Annotated in this window: 18 protein-coding genes; 12 read left to right on the forward strand and 6 right to left on the reverse strand. The window is 72.6% G+C overall.

Annotation, left to right across the window (positions count from 1 at the left end):
* Positions 1-41: 41 nt before the first annotated feature.
* The 4 genes from ACIO3P_RS18985 to ACIO3P_RS19000 all read right to left on the reverse strand — a co-directional run bounded on the left by ACIO3P_RS18985 (position 42) and on the right by ACIO3P_RS19000 (position 1,887).
* On the reverse strand, positions 42-311 hold the full coding sequence (locus ACIO3P_RS18985; RefSeq protein ID WP_329829233.1) for a hypothetical protein: 270 nt from the start codon (positions 309-311) through the stop codon (positions 42-44).
* A gap of 160 nt (positions 312-471) precedes the next feature.
* On the reverse strand, positions 472-699 hold the full coding sequence (locus tag ACIO3P_RS18990; protein WP_329829234.1) for a DUF3107 domain-containing protein: 228 nt from the start codon (positions 697-699) through the stop codon (positions 472-474).
* Positions 700-831: 132 nt separating this feature from the next.
* The gene (locus ACIO3P_RS18995; protein ID WP_329829235.1) at positions 832-1,473 is read right to left on the reverse strand and encodes a TetR/AcrR family transcriptional regulator; all 642 of its coding nucleotides are present in this window, start codon (positions 1,471-1,473) and stop codon (positions 832-834) included.
* A 183-nt stretch (positions 1,474-1,656) separates the two neighbouring features.
* Positions 1,657-1,887 (reverse strand): hypothetical protein, encoded by a 231-nt coding sequence (locus ACIO3P_RS19000; RefSeq protein ID WP_329829236.1) that lies wholly within the window; start codon positions 1,885-1,887, stop codon positions 1,657-1,659.
* A 110-nt stretch (positions 1,888-1,997) separates the two neighbouring features.
* On the opposite strand from ACIO3P_RS19000, the gene ACIO3P_RS19005 reads away from it, so the two are divergent.
* The 12 genes from ACIO3P_RS19005 to moeZ all read left to right on the forward strand — a co-directional run bounded on the left by ACIO3P_RS19005 (position 1,998) and on the right by moeZ (position 16,920).
* On the forward strand, positions 1,998-2,984 hold the full coding sequence (locus tag ACIO3P_RS19005; RefSeq protein WP_401851317.1) for an alpha/beta fold hydrolase: 987 nt from the start codon (positions 1,998-2,000) through the stop codon (positions 2,982-2,984).
* An 8-nt stretch (positions 2,985-2,992) separates the two neighbouring features.
* On the forward strand, positions 2,993-4,342 hold the full coding sequence (locus ACIO3P_RS19010) for a DUF3152 domain-containing protein (RefSeq protein ID WP_401851315.1): 1,350 nt from the start codon (positions 2,993-2,995) through the stop codon (positions 4,340-4,342).
* A gap of 211 nt (positions 4,343-4,553) precedes the next feature.
* Entirely contained in the window at positions 4,554-4,652 is a 99-nt protein-coding gene (locus tag ACIO3P_RS19015; RefSeq protein ID WP_329829239.1) for an Ms4533A family Cys-rich leader peptide, read from the forward strand.
* A 242-nt stretch (positions 4,653-4,894) separates the two neighbouring features.
* Positions 4,895-6,619 carry an ABC transporter substrate-binding protein gene (locus ACIO3P_RS19020; protein WP_329829240.1) on the forward strand — a complete coding sequence of 575 codons (1,725 nt, stop codon included), beginning with the start codon at positions 4,895-4,897 and terminating at the stop codon, positions 6,617-6,619.
* Positions 6,616-7,656 (forward strand): ABC transporter permease, encoded by a 1,041-nt coding sequence (locus ACIO3P_RS19025; protein ID WP_329829242.1) that lies wholly within the window; start codon positions 6,616-6,618, stop codon positions 7,654-7,656. The genes ACIO3P_RS19020 and ACIO3P_RS19025 overlap by 4 nt, the downstream gene beginning before the upstream one ends.
* Positions 7,653-8,642: an ABC transporter permease gene (locus tag ACIO3P_RS19030; RefSeq protein ID WP_329829243.1), complete on the forward strand. Its 990-nt coding sequence runs from the start codon at positions 7,653-7,655 to the stop codon at positions 8,640-8,642. The genes ACIO3P_RS19025 and ACIO3P_RS19030 overlap by 4 nt, the downstream gene beginning before the upstream one ends.
* 23 nt (positions 8,643-8,665) lie before the next feature.
* Positions 8,666-10,405, forward strand: a complete 1,740-nt coding sequence (locus ACIO3P_RS19035; protein WP_401851312.1) for a dipeptide ABC transporter ATP-binding protein — start codon at positions 8,666-8,668, stop codon at positions 10,403-10,405.
* 202 nt (positions 10,406-10,607) lie between these two features.
* A complete protein-coding gene (locus tag ACIO3P_RS19040) occupies positions 10,608-12,482 on the forward strand; it encodes a glycosyltransferase (RefSeq protein WP_401851311.1) in 1,875 nt (624 codons plus the stop codon).
* Complete coding sequence (locus ACIO3P_RS19045) at positions 12,475-13,698, forward strand: hypothetical protein (RefSeq protein ID WP_401851309.1); 1,224 nt, start codon at positions 12,475-12,477, stop codon at positions 13,696-13,698. Before ACIO3P_RS19040 ends, ACIO3P_RS19045 begins: the two co-directional genes overlap by 8 nt.
* A gap of 118 nt (positions 13,699-13,816) precedes the next feature.
* Positions 13,817-14,797: an NAD-dependent epimerase/dehydratase family protein gene (locus ACIO3P_RS19050; RefSeq protein WP_329829247.1), complete on the forward strand. Its 981-nt coding sequence runs from the start codon at positions 13,817-13,819 to the stop codon at positions 14,795-14,797.
* On the forward strand, positions 14,785-15,669 hold the full coding sequence (locus tag ACIO3P_RS19055) for a spherulation-specific family 4 protein (RefSeq protein ID WP_401851306.1): 885 nt from the start codon (positions 14,785-14,787) through the stop codon (positions 15,667-15,669). Before ACIO3P_RS19050 ends, ACIO3P_RS19055 begins: the two co-directional genes overlap by 13 nt.
* A gap of 72 nt (positions 15,670-15,741) precedes the next feature.
* Entirely contained in the window at positions 15,742-16,920 is a 1,179-nt protein-coding gene (gene moeZ, locus ACIO3P_RS19060; RefSeq protein ID WP_329829249.1) for an adenylyltransferase/sulfurtransferase MoeZ, read from the forward strand.
* Positions 16,921-17,076: 156 nt separating this feature from the next.
* On the opposite strand, the gene ACIO3P_RS19065 is transcribed toward moeZ, so the two are convergent.
* Positions 17,077-18,696, reverse strand: a complete 1,620-nt coding sequence (locus tag ACIO3P_RS19065; RefSeq protein WP_329829251.1) for an alpha/beta hydrolase — start codon at positions 18,694-18,696, stop codon at positions 17,077-17,079.
* A gap of 138 nt (positions 18,697-18,834) precedes the next feature.
* Positions 18,835-21,654 carry a lysylphosphatidylglycerol synthase domain-containing protein gene (locus ACIO3P_RS19070; protein WP_401851303.1) on the reverse strand — a complete coding sequence of 940 codons (2,820 nt, stop codon included), beginning with the start codon at positions 21,652-21,654 and terminating at the stop codon, positions 18,835-18,837.
* Between the last annotated feature and the right edge of the window lie 46 nt (positions 21,655-21,700).

Consider the following 21,700-nt stretch of genomic DNA (forward strand, 5'->3'; position numbering starts at 1 on the left):
CCGGCGGGCGCGTCCCGCCCGCGTCAGGAGTCCCGTCCGCGTCAGGACGGTATGGCGCGGTGCAGCGGCCGGCCCGCCGGGCGGAGCAGCAGCGAGAGCAGGACCGAGGCGACCAGCAGGGCGCCCACCAGCGTCGCCATGACATGACCGGCGCCGAGCGCCATGTGTGTCACGTACGCGCCGAAGAGGGCGCCGAGGGGCCCTGCCGCGTACACCGTACGGAGCGCGGGGAGCCGGTCCGCCAGGTGGTGGGCGGCGGCCCACGACAGACCGAGTCCGAGCAGGACCGATCCGAGGATTACCAGGATCACTGCCGATCACCTCACAACACCGGGGGGTGGCTACGCGGTCCGGACCTTTCGGCCCGTCACGTCACTACCCGGCGGGCGGTGAAAACAACCCTCACCACAGCGAAGTGGCCCGGCGGGAAAATCCCGCCGGGCCACTCCTTCTGTCGGTTGACGACAGCGGCTACAGGTTGCCGAAGCCGACCCGCCGTGCCGCCGGCTCACCGATCTCCACGTACGCGATCCGCTCGGCCGGTACGAGCACCTTGCGCCCCTTGTCGTCCGTGAGGCTGAGCAACTGCGCCTTGCCGGCCAGCGCCGCGGACACGGCTCGCTCGACCTCCTCGGCGGACTGCCCGCTCTCCAGAACGATCTCGCGGGGCGTGTGCTGCACGCCGATCTTGACCTCCACGGCTATGTCCCTCCGAACGGTCTGCGTTGCGCGGCCAGCCGCGCTGTACGCAGCACACACTAGCCCGGAGAGACCCTCCGGAAGGCGCCGCGGTGCACGCCCGCAGCGAACACGGTCCGGCCCGCGGCCCTCTCAGTGCTGTTCGGTGCCGTGCAGCGGGAAGCCGGCGATGCCGCGCCAGGCCAGCGAGGTGAGGAGCTGGACGGCCTGTTCACGGGGGATCTGGGACTCGCTGGAGAGCCAGTAGCGGGCGACGACCTGCGAGACCCCGCCGAGCCCCACCGCCAGCAGCATGGACTCCTCCTTGGAGAGCCCGGTGTCCTCGGCGATCACGTCGGAGATCGCCTCGGCGCACTGGAGCGCGACCCGGTCCACGCGCTCGCGCACCGCCGGCTCGTTGGTCAGGTCCGACTCGAAGACCAGACGGAACGCGCCGCCCTCGTCCTCCACGTACGCGAAGTACGCGTCCATCGTCGCCTCGACGCGCAGCTTGTTGTCCGTCGTCGAGGCCAGCGCCGTACGGACGGCCAGCAGCAGCGACTCGCAGTGCTGGTCCAACAGGGCGAGATACAGCTCCAGCTTTCCCGGGAAGTGCTGGTAGAGCACGGGCTTGCTGACGCCCGCCCGCTCGGCGATGTCGTCCATCGCCGCCGCGTGATACCCCTGCGCGACGAACACTTCCTGTGCGGCGCCCAGTAGCTGGTTGCGCCGGGCGCGACGCGGCAGGCGGGTGCCTCGCGGGCGCGCCGCCTCGGTCTGCTCTATGGCTGTCACGCCGCCTCCCAAAATTCGTTCCGTGCGCGTGGTGCGCCGCTCCGCCATCGTACTTTTGGGTAACCCGGCCGCGCGTGGTGAGGAGGCAGAATTTCACGGACCGGACGCGTACGGAAGCCGGACCGGGCCGTGGTGACCTGCCCGGCCACGACATTTCGCGGCCTGCCACACCAGGCCGTCACCTCAGCGGTAGTCCTCTTCGTCGCCCAGATCCACCGCCCTCGCCTGGTCGGCCGCGTCCCCCTCGCTCGCCGTGTCCTGGTCGATGTGCGTCAGCGGCTCGTCACGGCCCCGGCGTACCTCCGCGCGCTGCTCGGCGGCGTCGGCCTCGGGGATCTCGTCGGCGGCCCCGGCGCTCCCGTCGTCCCGGGTGTCCGGGGCGAAGGTGTCCGGTTCCGTGGGATCGACTGTCATGCCGGCCCCCTTTCTCTCTCCCGAGCCTAGGAGCCGGGGGTGTCACGCGCCATACGGCCTGTGACGCCGAACACCGGGATTCCGGCGTGATCGTCTCGTAACATTGCCGCATGTCGTCGACCGAGCTGCCGGAAACCGTAGCCGCCGCCGTGGCTCCGAAGGTGAGTCCCGTACGGGTCGCGGAAGGGGAGGAGCTGCGCTCCGTCACCCTGCCAGGACTCACCCTGACCGTACGGGCACGGCCCGCGACCGGCGCCGGGGCCGCCCCCGGGCTGTACGTGCACGGGCTCGGCGGCTCGTCGCAAAACTGGTCGGCGCTGATGCCGTACCTCGCGGACCTGATCGACGGCCAGGCCGTCGATCTGCCCGGCTTCGGGGACTCGCCGCCGCCGCGCGACGGCAACTACTCGGTCGGCGCCCACGCCCGCGCGGTGATCCGGCTGCTGGACGCGGGCGGACGCGGCCCCGTCCACCTCTTCGGCAACTCCCTCGGCGGCGCCGTCGCGACGCGCGTGGCCGCCGCACGGCCGGATCTGGTGCGGACGCTGACGCTGGTCTCCCCGGCGCTGCCGGAGATCCTGGTGCAGCGGACCGCCCTGCCCACCGCGCTGCTCGCGGTGCCCGGCGTCGCCGCGCTCTTCGGCCGGCTGACCCGGGGGTGGACGGCGGAGCAGCGCACCCGCGGGGTGATGGAGCTCTGTTACGGCGACCCCTCCGCGGTCACGGAAGAGGACGTGCGCCACGCGGTGGCGGAGATGGAGCGCAGGCTCCAACTGCCTCATTTCTGGGAGGCGATGACCGGTTCGGCACGCGGTATCGTCGACGCGTACACCTTGGGCGGACAGCACGCGTTGTGGCGGCAGGCCGAGCGGGTACTGGCACCGACCCTGCTCGTCTACGGCGGGCGGGATCAGATCGTTTCGTCCCGTATGGCCCGCCGGGCTTCGGCCGCTTTCCGTGATTCCCGGCTCCTTACGCTCCCCGACGCCGGGCATGTTGCCATGATGGAGTACCCCCGGCAGGTCGCCCAGGCGTGCCGGGACCTCATTGACGCGTACGACTCCGACGACTCGATCGACGAACACGGCAGGAGCTGATCCGGGGCGTGGGACGACACAGCCGCAAAGGGCCCGTACCCCAGGGCTCCCCGAGCGTGGGTGGCCCCGCGGCGGGTGCACCAGGTCAGGACCGGGAAGGCCGGTACGGGCGGCGCGGGCGTTCCGGCGACGGCCAGGACCAGGATCCGGACCAGCACGGCGGACCGGGGCCCGGCACGCCCGCGCACGGCGTGCCGCAGGTACGCGGCGGCCACCCCGAACAGCGGGAGTCCGGCGGCGGTTGGGGCAGCGCACGCCGCTACGGCGACCGGCCGGACCCGAAGCCGCGCGCCACGGGGAGCGGGGGCGTGGCAGGGAGCGCCGGCGGCCCGTCGAAGCCGCTGATCCCGGGCCCGCGCAGGGAGTTCGTGGACGCGTTCGACGCCTTCGGCTCGTTCGACGCCCCGGCCACCCCCGTGCCCCGGCCCGCGTCGAAGCCCGGTGGCGGCGACGGCGGCGAGGCCACGGGCGCGGCAGCCATCGCCGAGGACGAGGACGGCGCGGGACAGGACGCGGAGGAGCCCGCCAGAGGCGGCTGGGGCCGCGCGCTCACCGGGATCGCCGCGGCGGCGGTGACCACCGTCCTCGCGGTCGTGGTGGCCGGTCAGGTCACCGGAACCGGCTCCGGCGCGTCCGACGCGCGGGCCGACGGCGGCATCGACCGGGCTGACCAGGAGGGCGACGGGGCCTCACGCTCCGACGAGCGGACCGCCCCCGCTGACGGGAAGGGCGCGCCCTCGGCCGCCGCCACCCAGGCCACGTACGGGGAGCTGATGACCCGCCAGTTCCCGCTGGACCCGGAGCTGAAGGCGGCGGGCAGCTTCACCGCCGTACCGGGCCTCGCCAAGGCGCCCGGCAAGGGCCAGAAGTTCCGCTACCGCGTGGACATCGAGAACGGACTCGGTCTGAACGGGACGCTGTTCGCGGACGCCGTCCAGAAGACCCTGAACGACCGGCGGAGCTGGGCCCACAACGGTGCCATGACCTTCGAGCGGATCTCCAGCGGTCAGCCGGACTTCGTGATCACCCTGGCGAGCCCGGGGACCACGGCGGTCTGGTGCGAGAAGTCCGGTCTCGACACGACCGTCGACAACGTGTCCTGCGACTCGGCCGCGACCGACCGCGTCATGATCAACGCCTTCCGCTGGGCGCGGGGCGCGGAGACCTTCGGCGACAAGGCGATGTTCCCGTACCGGCAGATGCTGATCAATCACGAGGTCGGCCACCGGCTCGGCCATAACCATGTGAGCTGCCGCACGCCGGGCGCGCTCGCGCCGGTGATGCAGCAGCAGACCAAGACGCTCGACCTCGACGGCATCAGGTGCCGGCCGAACCCCTGGGTCTACCCGGACGAGTGATCCAGGGCCTTTGTGTCTGGCCCGGGGCCATGGGTGGTGTTCGGTGATCGCCCGCGATCGCCATCGGTCAGTCGTGATCACCTGTGGGGCACCCGCGATCGCCCGCTGTCATCTCGCGATCATCTCGGGCTCGCCGTGACCGTCCGTATGGTGAGAGGGCTGTCTCACTCCGCGTTGACATTCGAACACTGCCTCGTCCATATTTCTCCGCATGTCGTCCCCCTGCGCACGCGCCTCCCGTCACGCCGCCTTTGAGCTCGCGCTCATCGGTGTGACGCCGCTGTGCGTCGCCGACATCCTCTGTAGCTGACGCCGCCCGAGCGCGTACGTCCGCTGCCTCTTTCCGCCGCGGACCGCCGTGCCCGGCGCATTCCGTCCGTACGCGGGCGCGGCGTCCCGGTTCCTCTCGTTCCGTCCTCTCCGCCGCTGCCGCCTGCGCGGACACCGGGCGTTCCACGCCCTCTGTTCCAGCCCAGCCCCCTCCTGTCACTCTTGTGCACCCCGTGACTCCTGTGCACGCCGTGCGCGCAGCCCACCGAGAGGCTTCATCCGATGCGTCAACCGTCCGTCATCACCCGCCGCGTGGCCGCGGCAGCCGTCGCCCTGGCCGTGACGGCGGGCGCAGCCGCCTGCGCCGGCCCCCAGGACAACGATGCCAAGAGCGACGGCTCGGCCCAGGGCAAGCCCCAGAAGGGCGGCACGCTCTCGGTGCTCAACACCGAGGCGCAGACCGACTTCGACCCGGCGCGCCTCTACACCTCCGGCGGCGGCAACGTCCCCTCGCTGGTCTTCCGCACGCTGACCACCCGCAACCGGGAGGACGGCGCGGCCGGCACCAAGGTCGTGCCCGACCTCGCCACCGACACGGGCCGCCCCAACGCCGACGCCACCGAGTGGACGTACACCCTCAAAGAGGGGCTGAAGTTCGAGGACGGCACCCCGATCACCACCGCCGACATCAAGTACGGCATCGAGCGCTCCTTCGCCGCCGAACTCTCCGGCGGCGCCCCCTACCTGCGCGACTGGCTGGTCGGCGGCGCGGAGTACCAGGGCCCGTACAAGGACAGCAAGGGCCTCGCCTCGATCGAGACGCCCGACGCGAGAACCATCGTCTTCAAGCTGAACAAGCCCGAGGGCGACTTCCCCTTCGTCGCCACCCAGACGCAGTTCGCACCGGTGCCCAAGGCCAAGGACAAGGGCGCCAAGTACGAGGAGCGCCCGGTCTCCTCGGGGCCGTACAAGGTCGTCAAGAACGAGGGCGACGGCCAGCACATGGTCCTGGAGCGGAACCCGCACTGGTCCGAGAAGACCGACGACCAGCGCCACGCCTACCCCGACAAGATCGACGTCAAGGCCGGTCTCGACTCGGCCGTCATCAACCAGCGGCTCGCCACCAGCTCGGGCGCCGACGCCGCCGCCGTCACCACCGACACCAACCTCGGCCCCGCCGAGCTGGCCGAGGTCGGCAGCGACAAGGCGCTCGCGGCCCGGGTCGGCACCGGTCACTTCGGCTACACGAACTACCTCGCCTTCAACCCGAAGGTGAAGCCGTTCGACAACCCCAAGGTGCGCCAGGCGATCTCGTACGCCATCAACCGCACCAGCGTGATCAACGCGGCGGGGGGCTCCGCGCTCGCCGAGCCCGCCACCACCTTCCTGCCCGAGCAGAAGGCGTTCGGCTACACGCCGTACGACCACTTCCCGGCCGGTAAGACGGGCGACCCGGCGAAGGCCAAGGAACTGCTGAAGGAGGCCGGTTTCCCGAACGGGCTGACCATCTCCCTCACCCACTCCACCGCGCAGAACCGCGAGACCAGCCCCGAGGTCGCCACGGCCGTCCAGGAAGGGCTCAAGAAGGCGGGCATCACCGTCAAGCTGGTGGGACTGGAACCGAACGCGTTCAACGAGGCGCGCTGGAGCGTCAAGGACGGGCCCGGCTTCTTCCTCTCCCGTTGGGGCGCCGACTGGCCGTCCGGCGGACCGTTCCTGGCGCCGATCTTCGACGGCCGGCAGATCGTCAAGGACGGCTCCAACTTCAACCACGCGCAGTTCGACGACGCGTCGGTCAACAAGGAGATCGACGAGATCAACAAGCTGACCGACCTGTCAGCGGCGGCGAAGCGCTGGGGCGCGCTCGACAAGAAGATCGGTGAGCAGGCCCTCGACGTGCCGCTCTTCCACCCCGTCTACAAGCGGCTCTACGGCAAGGACGTCAAGAACATCGTGATCAGCGACTGGACCGGCGTCCTCGACATCTCGCAGGTCGCGGTCAAGTGAGTACCGCTCCCGACCCGGTGGCGGCGGGGGCGGGCGCCACGGCCCCCGCCCCGGCCGCTCCCTCCTCCGGCGCCGGCCAGGTCTGGCGACGGCTGCGCGGACGACCCTCGGCCCTGGTGGCCGGGGGCGTCCTCGCCCTGCTGGTGGTGCTGGCGCTCGCCGCGCCCCTGCTCGCCGCGCTCGAAGGCCAGGACCCGAACACGTACCACGACTCGCTCGTCGACTCGGCGCGCGGCGGCGTGCCCCTCGGCTCGTTCGGCGGGGTGAGCGGCGACCACTGGCTGGGTGTCGAACCCGGCACCGGACGCGACCTGTTCGTACGGCTGCTCTACGGCGCCCGTATCTCGCTCCTCGTCGCCCTCGGCGCCACCGTCGTCCAGGTGGCGATCGGCGTCACCGTCGGCCTCGCGGCCGGTCTCGGCAACCGCTGGCTGGACACCTTCCTCAGCCGGGTCACCGATGTGATGATCTCGCTGCCGATGCTGGTGCTCGCCATCGCCCTGACCGCCGTCGTCCCCCAGGACTTCCCCCGCCCCCTGCTGCTGATCCTCGTCATCGGCCTGCTCAACTGGGGCGGCACCTCGCGGATCGTCCGGGCGCAGACTCTCACCCTGAAGCAGCTCGACTTCGTGGCCGCGGCCCGGCTCGGCGGCTCGGGGCGGCTGCGGGTGGCACGGCGCGAACTGCTGCCCTCGCTCGCGGCGCCCGTCATCACGTACGCGGCGATCCTGCTCCCCACGAACATCGTCATCGAGGCGTCGCTGTCCTTCCTCGGCGTCGGCGTCAAGCCGCCGACCCCCTCGTGGGGCGTGATGCTGTCGACCGCGCAGACCTGGTTCCGCGCCGACCCGATGTACGTCCTGCTCCCCGCCGGGCTGCTGTTCGTGACCGTGCTCGCCTTCACCGTGCTGGGCGACGCGCTCCGTACGGCGCTCGACCCGCGCGAGGCGAGCCGGCTGCGGGTCGGGACGCGTACGCGCACCCGCGCCCGTACGTCCGGCCAGGCCCGTACCCCCCTCAAGGACAACGCCTCATGACGCGCTATCTGATCAAACGGCTCGCCGGCGCGCTCCTGGTCCTGCTCGTGCTCTCCGTCGTCGTCTACGCGCTCTTCTACCTGGCGCCCGGCGACCCGGCCCGGCTCGCCTGCGGCGAACGCTGCTCCACGCAGCAGGTCGCGCAGGTACGGGAGCGCCTCGGCCTGGACCAGTCCGTCTTCGCGCAGTACGGGCAGTTCCTGCGCGGCATCGTCGCCGGACGCGACTACTCCACCGGCACCGCGCTGCTGCACTGCGACGCGCCCTGCCTCGGCTTCTCGTACAAGACCGACCAGCAGGTCACCCAGCTCATCCTGGAGCGGCTGCCCGCGACGCTCTCCCTCGCCGTCGGCGCGATGGTCGTCTGGCTGGTCATCGGGGTCGGCACCGGCCTGCTCTCCGCGCTGCGGCGCGGCGGGATCACCGAGCGCGCGCTGACCGTGCTCACCCTCGCCGGGACCGGCACGCCCGTCTTCATCCTGGGCCTGCTGCTCCTGATGGTGGTCTGCGCGTATCTCCAGTGGCTGCCGTTCCCGTCGTACGTACCGCTCGGCGACGACCCCGAGCAGTGGGCGTGGAACATGCTGCTGCCCTGGCTCACGCTGGGGCTCTTCGAGAGCGCGAAATACGCGCGGTTGACGCGCAGTTCGACACTGGAGACGCTGGCCGAGGACCATATCCGCACCTTCCGCGCCTACGGCGTCGGGGAGCGCGCGGTCGTCGGGCGGCACGCGCTGCGCGGCGCCCTGCCGCCGGTCATCGCGCTCAACGCGAACGACTTCGGCACGGTGATCGGCGGCGCGGTCCTCACCGAGACCCTGTTCGGCATCCCCGGCGTCGGCAAGACGCTCATCGACTCGGTGCGGGATGTCGATCTGCCGGTGGTGGTGGGCGTGGTGCTGGTGACCGGAGCGGCCGTCGTGCTGGCCAATGTCGTGGCGGACCTGCTGTACGCCGTGGCCGACCGAAGGGTGGCTCTCCTGTGACGCGTACGACTTCCGGGACTCCTATGGCTCCAGGGACTCCTGTGACACCTGGCACACCCGGGACACCTGGGACTCCTGAAGGTTCCGCCACGGAGCGACTGGTCCTCGTGGAGGACCTGACCGTCGACTTCACCGCGGGCGACGACGACACCGTACGCGCCGTGGACGGGCTGTCCTTCTCGCTCACCGCGGGCCGGGCGATCGGCCTGGTCGGCGAGTCCGGCAGCGGCAAGAGCACGGTCGCGAGCGCGCTCCTCGGGCTGCACCGGGGGACCGGCGCACGCGTCGGCGGTACGGTCCGGGTCGCCGGTACGGACGTGGGCACCGCCTCCGACCGCGAACTGCGCGCACTGCGCGGCGCGGTGGCCGCGATGGTCTTCCAGGACCCGCTGTCCTCGCTGGACCCGTACTACGCGGTGGGCGACCAGATCGCTGAGGTCTACCGCGTCCACACCGACGCCACCCGGCGCGCGGCGCGTGCGCGGGCGGTCGAGGTGCTGGACCGCGTGGGCATCCCCGACGCCGCGCGCCGCGCGCGCTCCCGGCCGCACGAGTTCAGCGGCGGAATGCGCCAGCGCGCGCTGATCGCGATGGCGCTGGCCTGCGAGCCGCGCCTGCTGATCGCGGACGAACCGACCACGGCGCTCGACGTGACGGTCCAGGCGCAGATCCTCGACCTCCTCCACGACCTGCGCCACGAGACGGGCATGGGGCTGCTGCTGGTCACCCACGACGTGGGGGTCGCGGCGGAGAGCGTCGACGAGGTCCTGGTGATGCGGCACGGGCGCGAGATCGAACGCGGCCCCGTCGCGGACGTCCTGGGCGCTCCGAAGGACACGTACACGCGCACCCTGCTGTCGGCGGTGCCCCGGGTGGACGCGCCGGTCGAACGGGCGCCGGCCGCTCCGGACACCGGCGCCCCGCTGATCGAGGCGGTCGGTCTGCGCCGCGAGTTCCGGCGCGGGCGGCGGACCGTCACCGCCGTCGACGGGGTCTCGCTCACCGTCGCGCCGGGGGAGACCCTGGGCATCGTCGGCGAGTCCGGCAGCGGCAAGACCACGCTGGGGCGGATGCTCGTCCGGCTGCTCGACCCGACCGCCGGGACGCTGGGCTACCGGGGTACGGAGATCGGCGCGGCGTCCGAGAAGGAGCTGCGGCCCTACCGTCGCGAACTTCAGATGATCTTCCAGGACCCGGTCTCGTCGCTCAACCCGCGCCGTTCGGTGGGCGAGTCCGTCGCGGACCCGCTGCGGGCCGCCGGGGTGCTGGCCGAAGGGGAGATCGTCGAGCGGGTACGGGGGCTGCTGGAGCGGGTCGGGCTCGACCCCGACCGGTACGACCGGTATCCGCACGAGTTCAGCGGCGGCCAGCGCCAGCGCGTCGGGATCGCCCGCGCGCTCGCCGCCGAGCCACGGCTGATCGTCTGCGACGAGCCCGTCTCCGCGCTCGACGTGACGACCCAGGCGCAGGTCGTCGCGCTCCTCGCGGAGCTCCAGCGGGAACTGGGGCTCGCCCTGGTCTTCATCGCGCACGACCTCGCCGTCGTACGCCAGGTCAGCGACCGTATCGCCGTCATGAAGGACGGCAGGATCGTGGAGCAGGGCACGGTCGAGGAGGTCTACGGGGCGCCATCCGAGGCGTACACGAAGCAGCTCCTGGCCGCCGTGCCCGCGCTCGATCCGGTCCTCGCGGCGGCCCGCCGCGCGGCCCGCAGGGAGCTTCCCGCGCCCGTGGCGCCCGCCGGGGAAGCGGCCCTGACCTGACCCGCGAGGTTCGCCGTACGTAACCGTTCCTTTTCGTAGTGCGACAGAACGCCGCCGGTACGAGAAAGTTACGTGCATTCACCCCTTCCGGTGGTGCGACGGACAACCGTCCGTCGCACCACCGGGTTGTCCGCTTACGGTCGTCCCGCTGCGTGTCGCCGATCAACGGCGGCCGCCCACAAGGGAGATCGGGGGTGCGCTCGTGCGGATCGGACTGCTCACGGACGGTGGCTATCCGTATGCGACGGGTGAGTCCAGGCTCTGGTGCGACCGGCTCGTACGCGGGCTCGCACCGCACGAGTTCCACATCTACGCGCTCAGCCGCAGCGCCCGCCAGGAACGGAGCGGCTGGGTCCTGCTGCCGCCCCACGTCCCCGCCGAGCGGGTGCGCACGGCGCCGCTCTGGGCGCCGGCCGACGACGGCCGCGGCCACGGGCGGCGCGACCGGCGCCGGTTCGCGCTCCACTTCGGCCGGCTGGCCGAGGCGATCTGCTCCGAGGGCGGCGCGGACGGCACGGGAGGCGTCGAGTCCTTCGCCGAGGGGCTGTACGGACTGGCCGACCTCGGCAGGGAGCGCGGCGGGCTGTACGCGGCGCTCCGCTCCGAGACCGCCGTACGGCTGCTGGAGTCGGCCTGCCGGGCACCCGGCGCACGCCGGAGCGTGCACACCGCGACCGTGCCCGACTTCCTCGCCTTCGCCGACCAGTTGGAGCGCGCGCTCCGCCCCCTGTCGCTCGACTGGTACGGCGAGGACGACGGGCTCGGCGCGGTCGACCTCTGCCACGCCGCCTCCGGCGGTTCCGCCGCCCTGCCGGGGCTGCTGGCCAAACGCTTCTTCGGGGTCCCGCTGCTGGTCACCGAGTACGGCGTCCGGCTGCGGGCGCACTACCTGGCGACGGCGGGCGCGGACGGGGCGGGCGTACGCGACTCCGGCGCGGAAGGCCCCGGCGTACGCGGCGCGGGCGCGGTGGGCGCGGACGCCGGGTCCGGTGCGCCGGTGCGCGCCCTGCTCGCGGCGTTCCACCGGCGGCTCGCCGCCGAGATCTACCGGCAGGCGGGCGTCATCACCCCCGGCAACCTGCACGCCCGGCGCTGGCAGGAACGGTGCGGCGCCGACCGCGCCAAGCTGCGGACGGTCTACCCGGGGATGGACGCGGAACGGTTCACGGCGTACGCAGCCGACACTGCCGACAGCGCCGACGGCGACGGTGCCGGCGGAGCGGACGGCGGTGGTGCGGGCGGTCCGGCGACGCTGGTCTGGGTCGGCAGGATCGAACCCGCCAAGGACCTGATCTCCCTGCTGCACGCCTTCGCGGAGATCCGCAGGGCGGAGCCGGACACCCGGCTGCGGATCGTGGGCGCGCCGGTGCGGACCGCGGACGGCGCGGCGTATCTCACGCACTGCCGGGGACTGGCGGCCCAGCTCTTCCCCGACGAGGCGGCCGACGCGTACGCCGTCGGCGACAACCCCGTCTCCTTCGAGGAGATCGGCGGCCCCGAGGCGCCCGACCTGCCGGACGTGTACGCCTCGGGCAGCCTGGTGCTGCTGTCCAGCGTGGTCGAGGGCTTCCCGATCAGCCTGGTCGAAGCGATGTTCTGCGGGCGCGCGACGGTCTCGACGGACGTCGGGGCGGTCGTCGAGGTCATCGGCGGTACGGGACTGGTCGTACCCCCGCGCAATCCGCGGGCGCTCGCGGACGCCTGTGTCGCGCTGCTGCGCGACCCCGAGCGCCGCGCCCGCCTGGGCGCCGCTGCCCGCGCCCGCGCACGGGAACTCTTCACCGTCGAGCAGAACCTCGCCGCGTTCCGCGCTCTCTACCTCGAACTCATCTCGCACGCCCCCGTACGGCGCGCGGCCGAGTCGGTCGACGCCGACGGCTCCCCCCTGCCCTTCGCCCACCCGGCGGAGACCCATGTCCCGGGCCACTGGACGGCGGGCCGCCCCCGATCACCGCACACCACCCCGAGCTGGGCGAACCCCACCGGGCGGCGCGTCGGCGCCTACGCGGGAGCGGCCCACACGGGAGCGGCCCACACGGGAGCGGCCCACACGGGAGCGGGGGAGCGCGATGCCTGACACCCACCACGCCCGTACGGCCGCCGCCGGTCACGCGCACGCGCGCCGGGGTTCCGCCGATCCCGTCAAGGCGCTGCTCCACCGGCATCGCACGCTCTGCGAGCGGGCCGTCGACCCGCTGGAGATCGCCGCCGGACTCGAAGCCCACGGGATCACCGACCGCACGGCCGCGCGCTTCCGGCACCGGGACGTCTTCTCGCTCGCGGAGGAGCTGTACGCACGGGCCCCGCAGGGCGCGGACGCAACGCGTGGGGCCGAGGGCGTGCACGGCGTGCACGGCGCGGAGGAGGCGGACGGCGCGGGAGAGGAGGACGGCGCGGGAGAGGAGGACGGCGCGCGCCCCGCACGCCTCCCGCGCGGCGTGCGCGCCGCGCGGAGAGACCCCGCGCGGACCGGCGCCGGATGGACAGGCGCCGGATGGGCGGGTGTCGTCCTGCTGCCCGGCGCCGTCGCCTCCCTCACCCTCGCCGGGCTGGAGCACAGCACCGGACAGCGGCAGCTCGCGATAGGCGTGGCGGGCGCCCTCGCGCTCTCCGCCGCCGTGTCCGCCTGCCTCCGCCGGGGACCCCTGCGCGCCGAGGGCCGTACCGTACCCGCCGCCGGACTCTGGACGTACGCGCTGCTGGCCTACCTGCTCTGCGGCGACGGCCTCCTCGCCGCGCTCCTCGACGGCGGCCCCCACGGGCCCTGGCCCGCCACCGCGACGCCCCTCGTGACGCTCGCCGTCGCCGTCGCGCCCGCCGCCTGGTGCGCCCGCCTCTTCTCCGTACGGGCGCGCCGCGGACTCACCGCCAGCCGCGGCCTCGCCGACTTCGCGGCGCGGGCGCGCCCCCTGCTCCTCGGCGTCGTCGGGCTGTACGCCTGCGTCCTCGCCGTACTGACCCCGCTGACCAATCTGCTCCCCGCCGAGCGCGGCGCGCTCGCACCCACCGTCGCGCTCGGCACCCTGTTCCTGCTCGCCCGGCTCCTCGCGGTCCACGGCTTCCCCGAATCCGCGGCCACCGGCCTCGCCACCGCCTGCGCCCTGGAGGTCCTGGCCTGCGCGTCCGTCCTCGCCGGCCGCATCCCCGGCTGCGACGCGCTCGCCACGCCCGTCCGGGCCCTCGTCCACGCCGCGGGGACGGCCGCCGTACCGGCCCTCGCCTGCGGTGCGGCCGCCCTCGGCCTCCTCGTCCACGCCGCCGTCGCCCTCTCCCGGGCCTCGGCACACACCTGACCTCCCCTCGCATGCCCCACACACGTCACAGAAGAAGGCAGAAGGAGACGCACGACATGACCCCGCAATCCCCAGCACCGGCCTCCGCCACGGCCCGTCCGCACGGAGGGGCCGCGCGATGAGGGTCCTGCTGCTCGGTGCCAACGGTTTCCTCGGCCGCTTCGTGGCCGACCGGCTGCTCGCCGACCCCGCCGTCCACCTGACCGCGCTCGGCCGCGGCGACGACGCCGACGTACGGTTCGACCTCGCCGGGGGCAGCCCCGGCGCGCTCACCCGCTTCCTGGACGCCGTCCACCCCGGAGTCGTCATCAACTGCGCCGGAGCCACCCGCGGCGGCGCCCGCGAACTCACCCGGCACAACACCGTCGCCGTCGCCACCGTCTGCGAGGCCCTGCGCCGCAGCGGCTGCGGCGCCCGCCTCGTCCAGCTCGGCTGCGCCTCCGAGTACGGCCCCTCCCAGCAGGGCTCGTCGACCGCCGAGGACGCCGTACCCCGCCCCGGCGGCCCGTACGGCGTCTCCAAGCTCGCCGCGTCCGAGCTGGTCCTCGGCTCCGGGCTCGACGCGATCGTGCTCCGGGTCTTCTCACCCGTCGGCCCCGGCACCCCGGCGGGCTCCCCGCTCGGCCGGCTCGCCGAGGCGATGCGCCGCGCCATGCAGTCGGGCGACGGCGAGCTGAAGCTCGGCGGCCTCGGCGTCCAGCGCGACTTCGTGGACGTACGCGACGTCGCGCGCGCCGTGCACGCCGCCTCGCTCTCCGCGGCCCAGGGCATCGTCAACATCGGCACCGGCCGCGCCGTGAAGCTCAGGGACGCCGCCGCCGTACTCGCCAGGGTCGCCGGGTTCGCGGGCGCCCTGAACGAACTCGACCTGCCCCAGGGCCCGCCCGGACTGCGCCCCGGGCACGCCGTCATCGGCGCGCCCCGGGCCGAGACGGTGGCGGAACACCTGGGCGCGGGCCCGTTCCCGTACCCCGACGGCTGCGGCGCCTGGCAGCAGGCCGACGTACGGACCGCCCGCGACCGGCTCGGCTGGCGCCCCCGGATCAATCTGGAGGAGTCCCTCGCGGACATCTGGATGGAGGCGGCGTGCCGCATCTGACCCCGGGCGGAGGAGGCGCGTCCCCCCGGCACCGGAGCGCGCCACCCCTCGGCGCGCCTCCCCGCCCCGGCGCCGGGGCGGGCGGGCTCGGCCTCGGCGTCCCCGGGTACGCGCACCCGCTGGTCGCGCCCGTCGAGTGGGCCGAGCTGACCCGTCCGGCCACCCCCCTGCACTGGGCCGTCCTCAACGTCGCCGACGGCCCAGGCGACCGCCCCGACCCGCACTGTCTCGACGCCGCGGGCCGGCTCACCAACGCACGGCTCCGGGTGCTCGGCCACCTGGACCTGGCGTACGGGGGCCGCCCCCACGAGGAGATCGTCGCCGACGCGCGGCGCTTCCTCGACTGGTACCGCGTCGGCGGCTTCTACCTGGACCGCTGCCCGGCGGGGCGCGCGGAGCTGCCCCGGGTACGGCGGACCACCGCGACCCTGGAGGCGCTGCTGGACGGCGCCCCCGGCGGCGCCGCGGACGGCGGCTACCTCGTCCTCGCGCACGGGATCCATCCCCACCCCGGATACGCGGTGGCCGCCGACCAGTTGGTCACCTTCTCCGGGCCGTGGAGCGACTACCGCTGGTCGCAGGCGGCGGCGTGGACGGCGGAGTACCCGCCGGAGCGGTTCGTCCATCTCGTCCACGGGGTGCCGCGCACCCACCTCGACGAGGCGCTGCGCGTCGCGCGCTGGCAGGGCGCGGGGACGATCTTCTTCACCGACCGTACGGAGCGAACGGACCGTACGGAGCGACTGGACCGTACGGAGCGAACGGACCGTACCGACCGGACGGAGCGAACGGGAGGGAATGACCCGTTCGAGACCCTGCCCGGCTTCTGGGACGAATTCGTCTCGCGAGTCGGACCGTGTGTCTCGGAATGAGAAGGGCCGTGGCAGTGTTACAGGGAGAACAACCGTACTGAATGACCGACCAACCCCCTAGTTGAGGTCCCTGTGTCGCTGCCACCCCTGGTCGAGCCCGCTGCCGAGCTCACCGTCGACGAGGTCCGCAGGTACTCCCGTCATCTCATCATCCCGGATGTGGGGATGGACGGGCAGAAGCGGCTGAAGAACGCGAAGGTGCTGTGTGTGGGCGCCGGAGGTCTCGGCTCCCCGGCCCTGATGTACCTGGCCGCGGCCGGTGTCGGCACCCTCGGCATCGTGGAGTTCGACGAGGTCGACGAGTCGAACCTCCAGCGTCAGATCATTCACAGCCAGGCCGACATCGGCCGTTCCAAGGCCGCGTCCGCGCGTGACTCCGTTCTCGGCATCAACCCCTATGTGAACGTGATCCTTCACGAAGAGCGGCTTGAGGCCGAGAACGTGATGGAGATCTTCTCCCAGTACGACCTGATCGTGGACGGCACCGACAACTTCGCCACCCGCTATCTGGTCAACGACGCCTGCGTGCTGCTGAACAAGCCGTACGTATGGGGTTCGATCTACCGCTTCGACGGCCAGGCCAGCGTCTTCTGGTCCGAGCACGGCCCCTGCTACCGCTGCCTCTACCCGGAGCCGCCGCCCCCCGGCATGGTTCCCTCCTGCGCCGAGGGCGGCGTGCTGGGCGTGCTCTGCGCGTCCATCGGCTCCATCCAGGTCACCGAGGCGATCAAGGTACTGGCGGGCATCGGCGACCCGCTGGTCGGCCGGCTGATGATCTACGACGCCCTGGAGATGCAGTACCGCCAGGTCAAGGTCCGCAAGGACCCCGACTGCGCGGTCTGCGGCGCCAACCCGACCGTCACCGAACTCATCGACTACGAGGCATTCTGCGGCGTCGTCTCCGAGGAGGCCCAGGAGGCGGCGGCCGGCTCGACGATCACTCCCAAGCAGCTCAAGGAGTGGATCGACGAGAAGGAGAACATCGAGATCATCGATGTCCGGGAGCCGAACGAGTACGAGATCGTCTCCATCCCCGGCGCCAAGCTGATCCCGAAGAACGAGTTCCTGATGGGCACCGCCCTGGCGACCCTCCCGCAGGACAAGAAGATCGTCCTGCACTGCAAGACGGGCGTCCGCAGTGCGGAAGTCCTCGCGGTGCTCAAGTCCGCGGGCTTCTCGGACGCCGTCCACGTCGGGGGCGGGGTCATCGGCTGGGTCAACCAGATCGAGCCGGAGAAGCCGATCTACTAGATCCGGCGGATCCCGCAGGTCCTGTGGATCTTGTGGGTCTCATGGACAGGGATGAGGGGCCGGTCCGCGCACACCGCCTGGACCGGCCCCTCTCCGCTTACTTCCCGCTTCCTTCCTGCTTGCTCTCCTGCTCTCCTGCTCTCCTGCTCTCTTGCTCTACTTGCAGACGGTGCCCGCCGCCGGCACCTTCCCGTTCAGCAGATAGCCGTTCACGGCGCTCTGTACGCACCGGTCGCCGCTGTCGTACGAGCCGTGCCCCTGCCCGTGGTACGTCAGCTCCACCCCGACGCCCTTGCCCAGCGCCGTCGCCATCGCCTTGGCGCCCGCGTACGGCGTCGCCGGGTCACCGGTGTTGCCGACGATCAGGATCGGGGCCGAGCCGGGCGCGCTCACGTCCGGCGTGGTCCACTGCCCCTTCACCGGCCACTTGGTGCAGCTCATCAGCCCCCAGCCCAGGTAGTCCCCGAAGACGGGCGACGCCTTGCGGAACGCCGGAAGCTTCGCCTTGGTCTGCGCCAGGGTGTAGCGCTCCTTGGAGTCCGCGCAGTTGACGGCCACGTTGGCCGCCTGGAGATTGCTGTACCGGCCGTTCTGGTCGCGTCCGTTCAGCGAGTCGGAGAGCGCGAGCAGCAGCGCGCCGTTGCCGCCGTCGGCCTCGTCCAGGCCCTGCTCCAGATACGGCCAGAAGTCCTTCGAGTAGAGCGCCTGCGCGATGCCGTTGGTGGCCTGGGTCTCCGTCAGCTTCCGGGGGCCGATGCCCGCGATGGGCTTCTTCCCGATCCGGTCGAGCAGGTCGGTGATGAACGCCTGGATCTCCTTCGGCGTGGAGCCGGGCAGCCGGCAGGCGGCGCCGCGCGCCAGACAGTCCTTCTCGAAGTTGTCGAGGGCGAGCTGGAACCCCTTGGCCTGGCCGAGCGAACCCTGTTCCGAGTTCTGCGTCGGGTCGACGACGGCGTCGAAGACCGCCCGGCCGACGGACTTCGGGTACAGGTGGGCGTAGACGCCGCCCAGTTCGGTGCCGTACGAGATCCCGAAGTAGTACAGCTTCTTGTCCCCGAGGACCTGCCGCATCAGCTCCAGGTCGCGTGCGGCGCTGGTCGTGCCGACGTACGGGAGGATCGTGCCGGAGTTCTTCTCGCAGGCCGCCGCGAAGTCCGCGAGCCCCTTCGTGAAGGTCTTCTCCTCGGCCGCCGTGGTGGGGGTGGAGTCCTGGGCGAAGTACGCGTCGAGCTGCTTGGCGTTCTCGCACCGGACGCCGTCGCTGAGGCCGACCCCGCGCGGGTCGAAGCTCACCAGGTCGTAGCGGGCGCGCAGCTTCTCGTAGTCCTTGGCGAAGGACGGCAGCCCGGTGATGCCGGAGCCGCCGGGCCCGCCGAAGTTGAAGATGAGCGAGCCGATCCGGTGCTTGGTGTCGCGTGCCTTGGCGCGGATGAGGGCGAGGTCGATCGTGTCGCCGTCCGGCTTCGCGTAGTCGAGCGGGGCCTTCATGGTGGCGCACTGCCACCGGGTGCCGCCGGGCAGCGGCGAGGGCGCCGTACCGCCCCCCTCGGAGGCCGCGGGGGCCGGGCACGCCTTCCACGTCAGATGCTGGGTGGCCAGGCCGCCGCCCGGGCTGCTCGTGGCCCGGGGGTTCCCGCCGGCCGGGGTCCCGAGGGCGGCGTCCGAGGCGTCCCCCCGTTCGGAGCCCGCGTTGTCGGAGCATCCGGAGGCGGCCAGCAGGGCGACGGCGGTGACGGCGGCCAGGGCCGCGGACCGCCGGACGGAGGAGATTGGCATGGCCCCATCGTGCGCCGGGTCGGCGCGCGCCGCGCGGGGCCGCGGTCCATGCGGGTGGCGGCGGGCGCGCGGCAGCGCGCGACGGCGGGCGGCGGGCACACGACGGCGGGCGGCGGGGGCTCCCAAGTCCTGCGAGTCCTACAAGGCGCCCTTGCGCGTGAGGTGGCTGAAGCTCAGCCACCCCGGCAGCACCGGCAGCCAGAGCGTCAGCAGCCGGAACAGCAGCACCGCGGGCGCCGCCACCTCCTTGGGCAGGCCGACCGCCAGCAGACCCAGCGTCAGCGCGCCCTCGACCGCGCCGACCCCGCCCGGGGTGGGCGCCGCCGAGCCCAGCGCGTTGCCCGCCAGGAAGACCACCGCGATGCTCGCGTAGCTGAGCTGCTGGTTGCCGTTGTCGAACGCCCGGATCGAGGCGTCCAGGCACATCACGAACACGCCCGTCAGCAGCAGCATCCCGCCGATGCCGGTGAGCAGCTTCATCGGCCGCTGGAGCACGTCCAGCATGCGCGGCACCACCCCGGCGAACAGCGAGCGCAGCCGCGTCACCACGAACTTCCGCAGGAACGGGATCGCGGTCACCACCAGGACCAGAACGGCGACCGTCAGCAGCCCCGCGATCACCGTCCTGGAGGGGGTCAGCGAGGCCGTCTTCTCCGTACCGGTGAGATAGCCGAAGGAGAGCAGCAGCAGGATGTGCGCCCCGAGCCCGAAGAGCTGGGACGCGCCGACGCTCGCCACGGCGAGCCCCGGCCGTACCCCCGCGCGCTGGAGGAAGCGGGTGTTCAGCGCCACCCCGCCGACCGCCGCCGGAGCGACGATCTTCACGAAGGACCCGGCGACCTGCGCGGCGACCGTACGCGCGAACGGCACCCGCTCCGGTACGAAGCCGAGCAGGCTCATCGCCGCCGCCACATAGCTGAGCGCCGAGAACGCCAGCGCCGCGAGCACCCACCCCCAGTGCGCCTCGCTCACGACGGTGGAGAAGTCCACCTGGGTGAGCTGCGTGAGCAGGAAGTACCCGGCGACGGCTCCGGCGATGAAGCTGAGGAGCGTCCGCGGCTTGATCCGTTCGAGCCGGACCGGTTCGACCGGCGCCTGCGGTCTGATCAGCAGCACCTGCTGCCGCATCTGGGAGAGCAGATCCTCCTCGCGGGCCTCGTCCAGCGCCTCGTCTATGGCCCGCTTCTCCGCCTGCTTCTCGGCGCGCAGGGACTTCCGTACGGCCTTGCGGTCGGCGGCGCCGTCGATGGCGGCCGTCTCCGCCGCCTTGGCGCGCTTGTTCGTCTCGGAGGCCGCGAGCACCGCCTCACGCTCGCGCTGCGACCGCTCACGGGCGAGCCTGCGCAGCGTCGCGCGGGAGGAGCGGCTCAGCGCGATCGGCTGGAGCAGCGGCAGACAGTCGGCGATCGCGTCAGGACCGAGCACCTCCACCGCCGCGGCGACGGAGCGCTCCGCGCCCACGCGCAGCCCCATGGTGGTGAGCATCTGGGCGGTGTCCATCCGCAGCACCAGATCGCCCGCCGCGATCTCGCCACCGCGCAGCTCGGTGAGGATCACCTGGCCGGAACGGTCCACCAGCAGGGCGTCCCCGGTGAGCCTGCGGTGCGCGATACGCCGCGACTGGAGCGCCTTGACCTGCCGCCACGCCTCCCGTACCAGCTCGTCGGTGATCTCCTCGTCCGGCAGCGAGTCCAGCGACCGGCCGCCCAGGTGCTCGTACACGAGCATGACGGCGTCGGGACCCAGCTCGGAGGTGGCGATCAGCTTGGGCGCGTTGGCCCCGGCGGCGATGGCCGCGTACGCGAGCAGCGCCTCCTGTTCGAGGGCCTGACGCAGGGAGGGGATGGATCTGCGGGTGGTGATGGAACGCAGCGTGAGCCGGCGCCAGGCCCGGTAGAAGAAGCCCTGCGCCTGCTGCTCGCGGTCGACGACGGTGACGTCGAGGGGCGGGCCGTCCTCCAGGGTGACCAGATAGCGCCGGCCCCGGTCGCCCTGTTCGGAGGCGTCGGAGGCGTCCTCGGCGCGCATCGCGTTCACGGGACGGAAGCCGACATGGCGCAGACCCGCCATCAGGTTCTGTCCGGTCGGCCGTACGTTGGGCGAACCGACCGCGTAGAGGGTGCCGTACGCGACGGTCCAGCCGATCAGCACGGTCAGAATGATCGAGAACGGCGTGGTGTACCCGGCGACCAGCATCGCGAAGGCGTCGAGCAGCAGCACCACCCACAGGACCACCCGCCAGCGGGGTCTGCGGGCCATCCCCACGGCCGTCATGTAGGCGATGACGGGGGCGAGGTAGCCGTGAACGGGGTCGGTGAGCCCCGCGCCGAGCTGGGGCCGTGTCAGGGCGTCCGTGATCGACTCGGGCGCGGCCCTGGCGACCCAGAGGTCGGTGGCGAGGGTGACGCCGTGCGCCAGTACGGCGGCGAGGACACCGTCCGCGATGCGCAGCCCGTCCCGTTTGATCAGCCGCTCGATCGCGAACGCGACCGGGACGAGCAGCACGGCGATGCTGGAGACCAGGCCGGCCAGCTTGACGATCAGGTCGGGGGCCTGGCCCGTGCCCTTGCTGATGTCCTGTTCCAGGCCGGAGGTGGTGCCGTGGGCGAAGGCGGAGAGACCGAGGACGAGGGCGATGGCCAGCACGCCGATGAGCAGCCGCAGCAGGTCGGAGGGGCGGTGGACGCGGGCGGCGAGCAGCGGCTCGTCGCCGGAGACCCGGTCGGCCCGGGTGGCGCCGCTGTCACTGTCACCGTCACCTTTGCCTTCGCCGTCGCTGCGGCCGGCGCCGCTCGCAGGGCGCTTCTCGGCTCCGCTGCCCGTGCTGCTGTCCGGTCCGCTGTCCGTGCTGCTGTCCGGGCCGGCGGACGGGCCGGTGTCCGGGCCGGCGGACGGGGATCCGTCGGCGTCCGGGCGCGACTCAGCGCCGGAGGTGTTCGCCGTCGCCGGAGGCTGCACGGCCCCCTCCTCTGCCGAATCCGTCTCTTCTTGATCTCGTATCACC

Source organism: Streptomyces sp. NPDC087310 (genome assembly GCF_044744405.1).
In the GTDB taxonomy this organism is placed as follows: domain Bacteria; phylum Actinomycetota; class Actinomycetes; order Streptomycetales; family Streptomycetaceae; genus Streptomyces.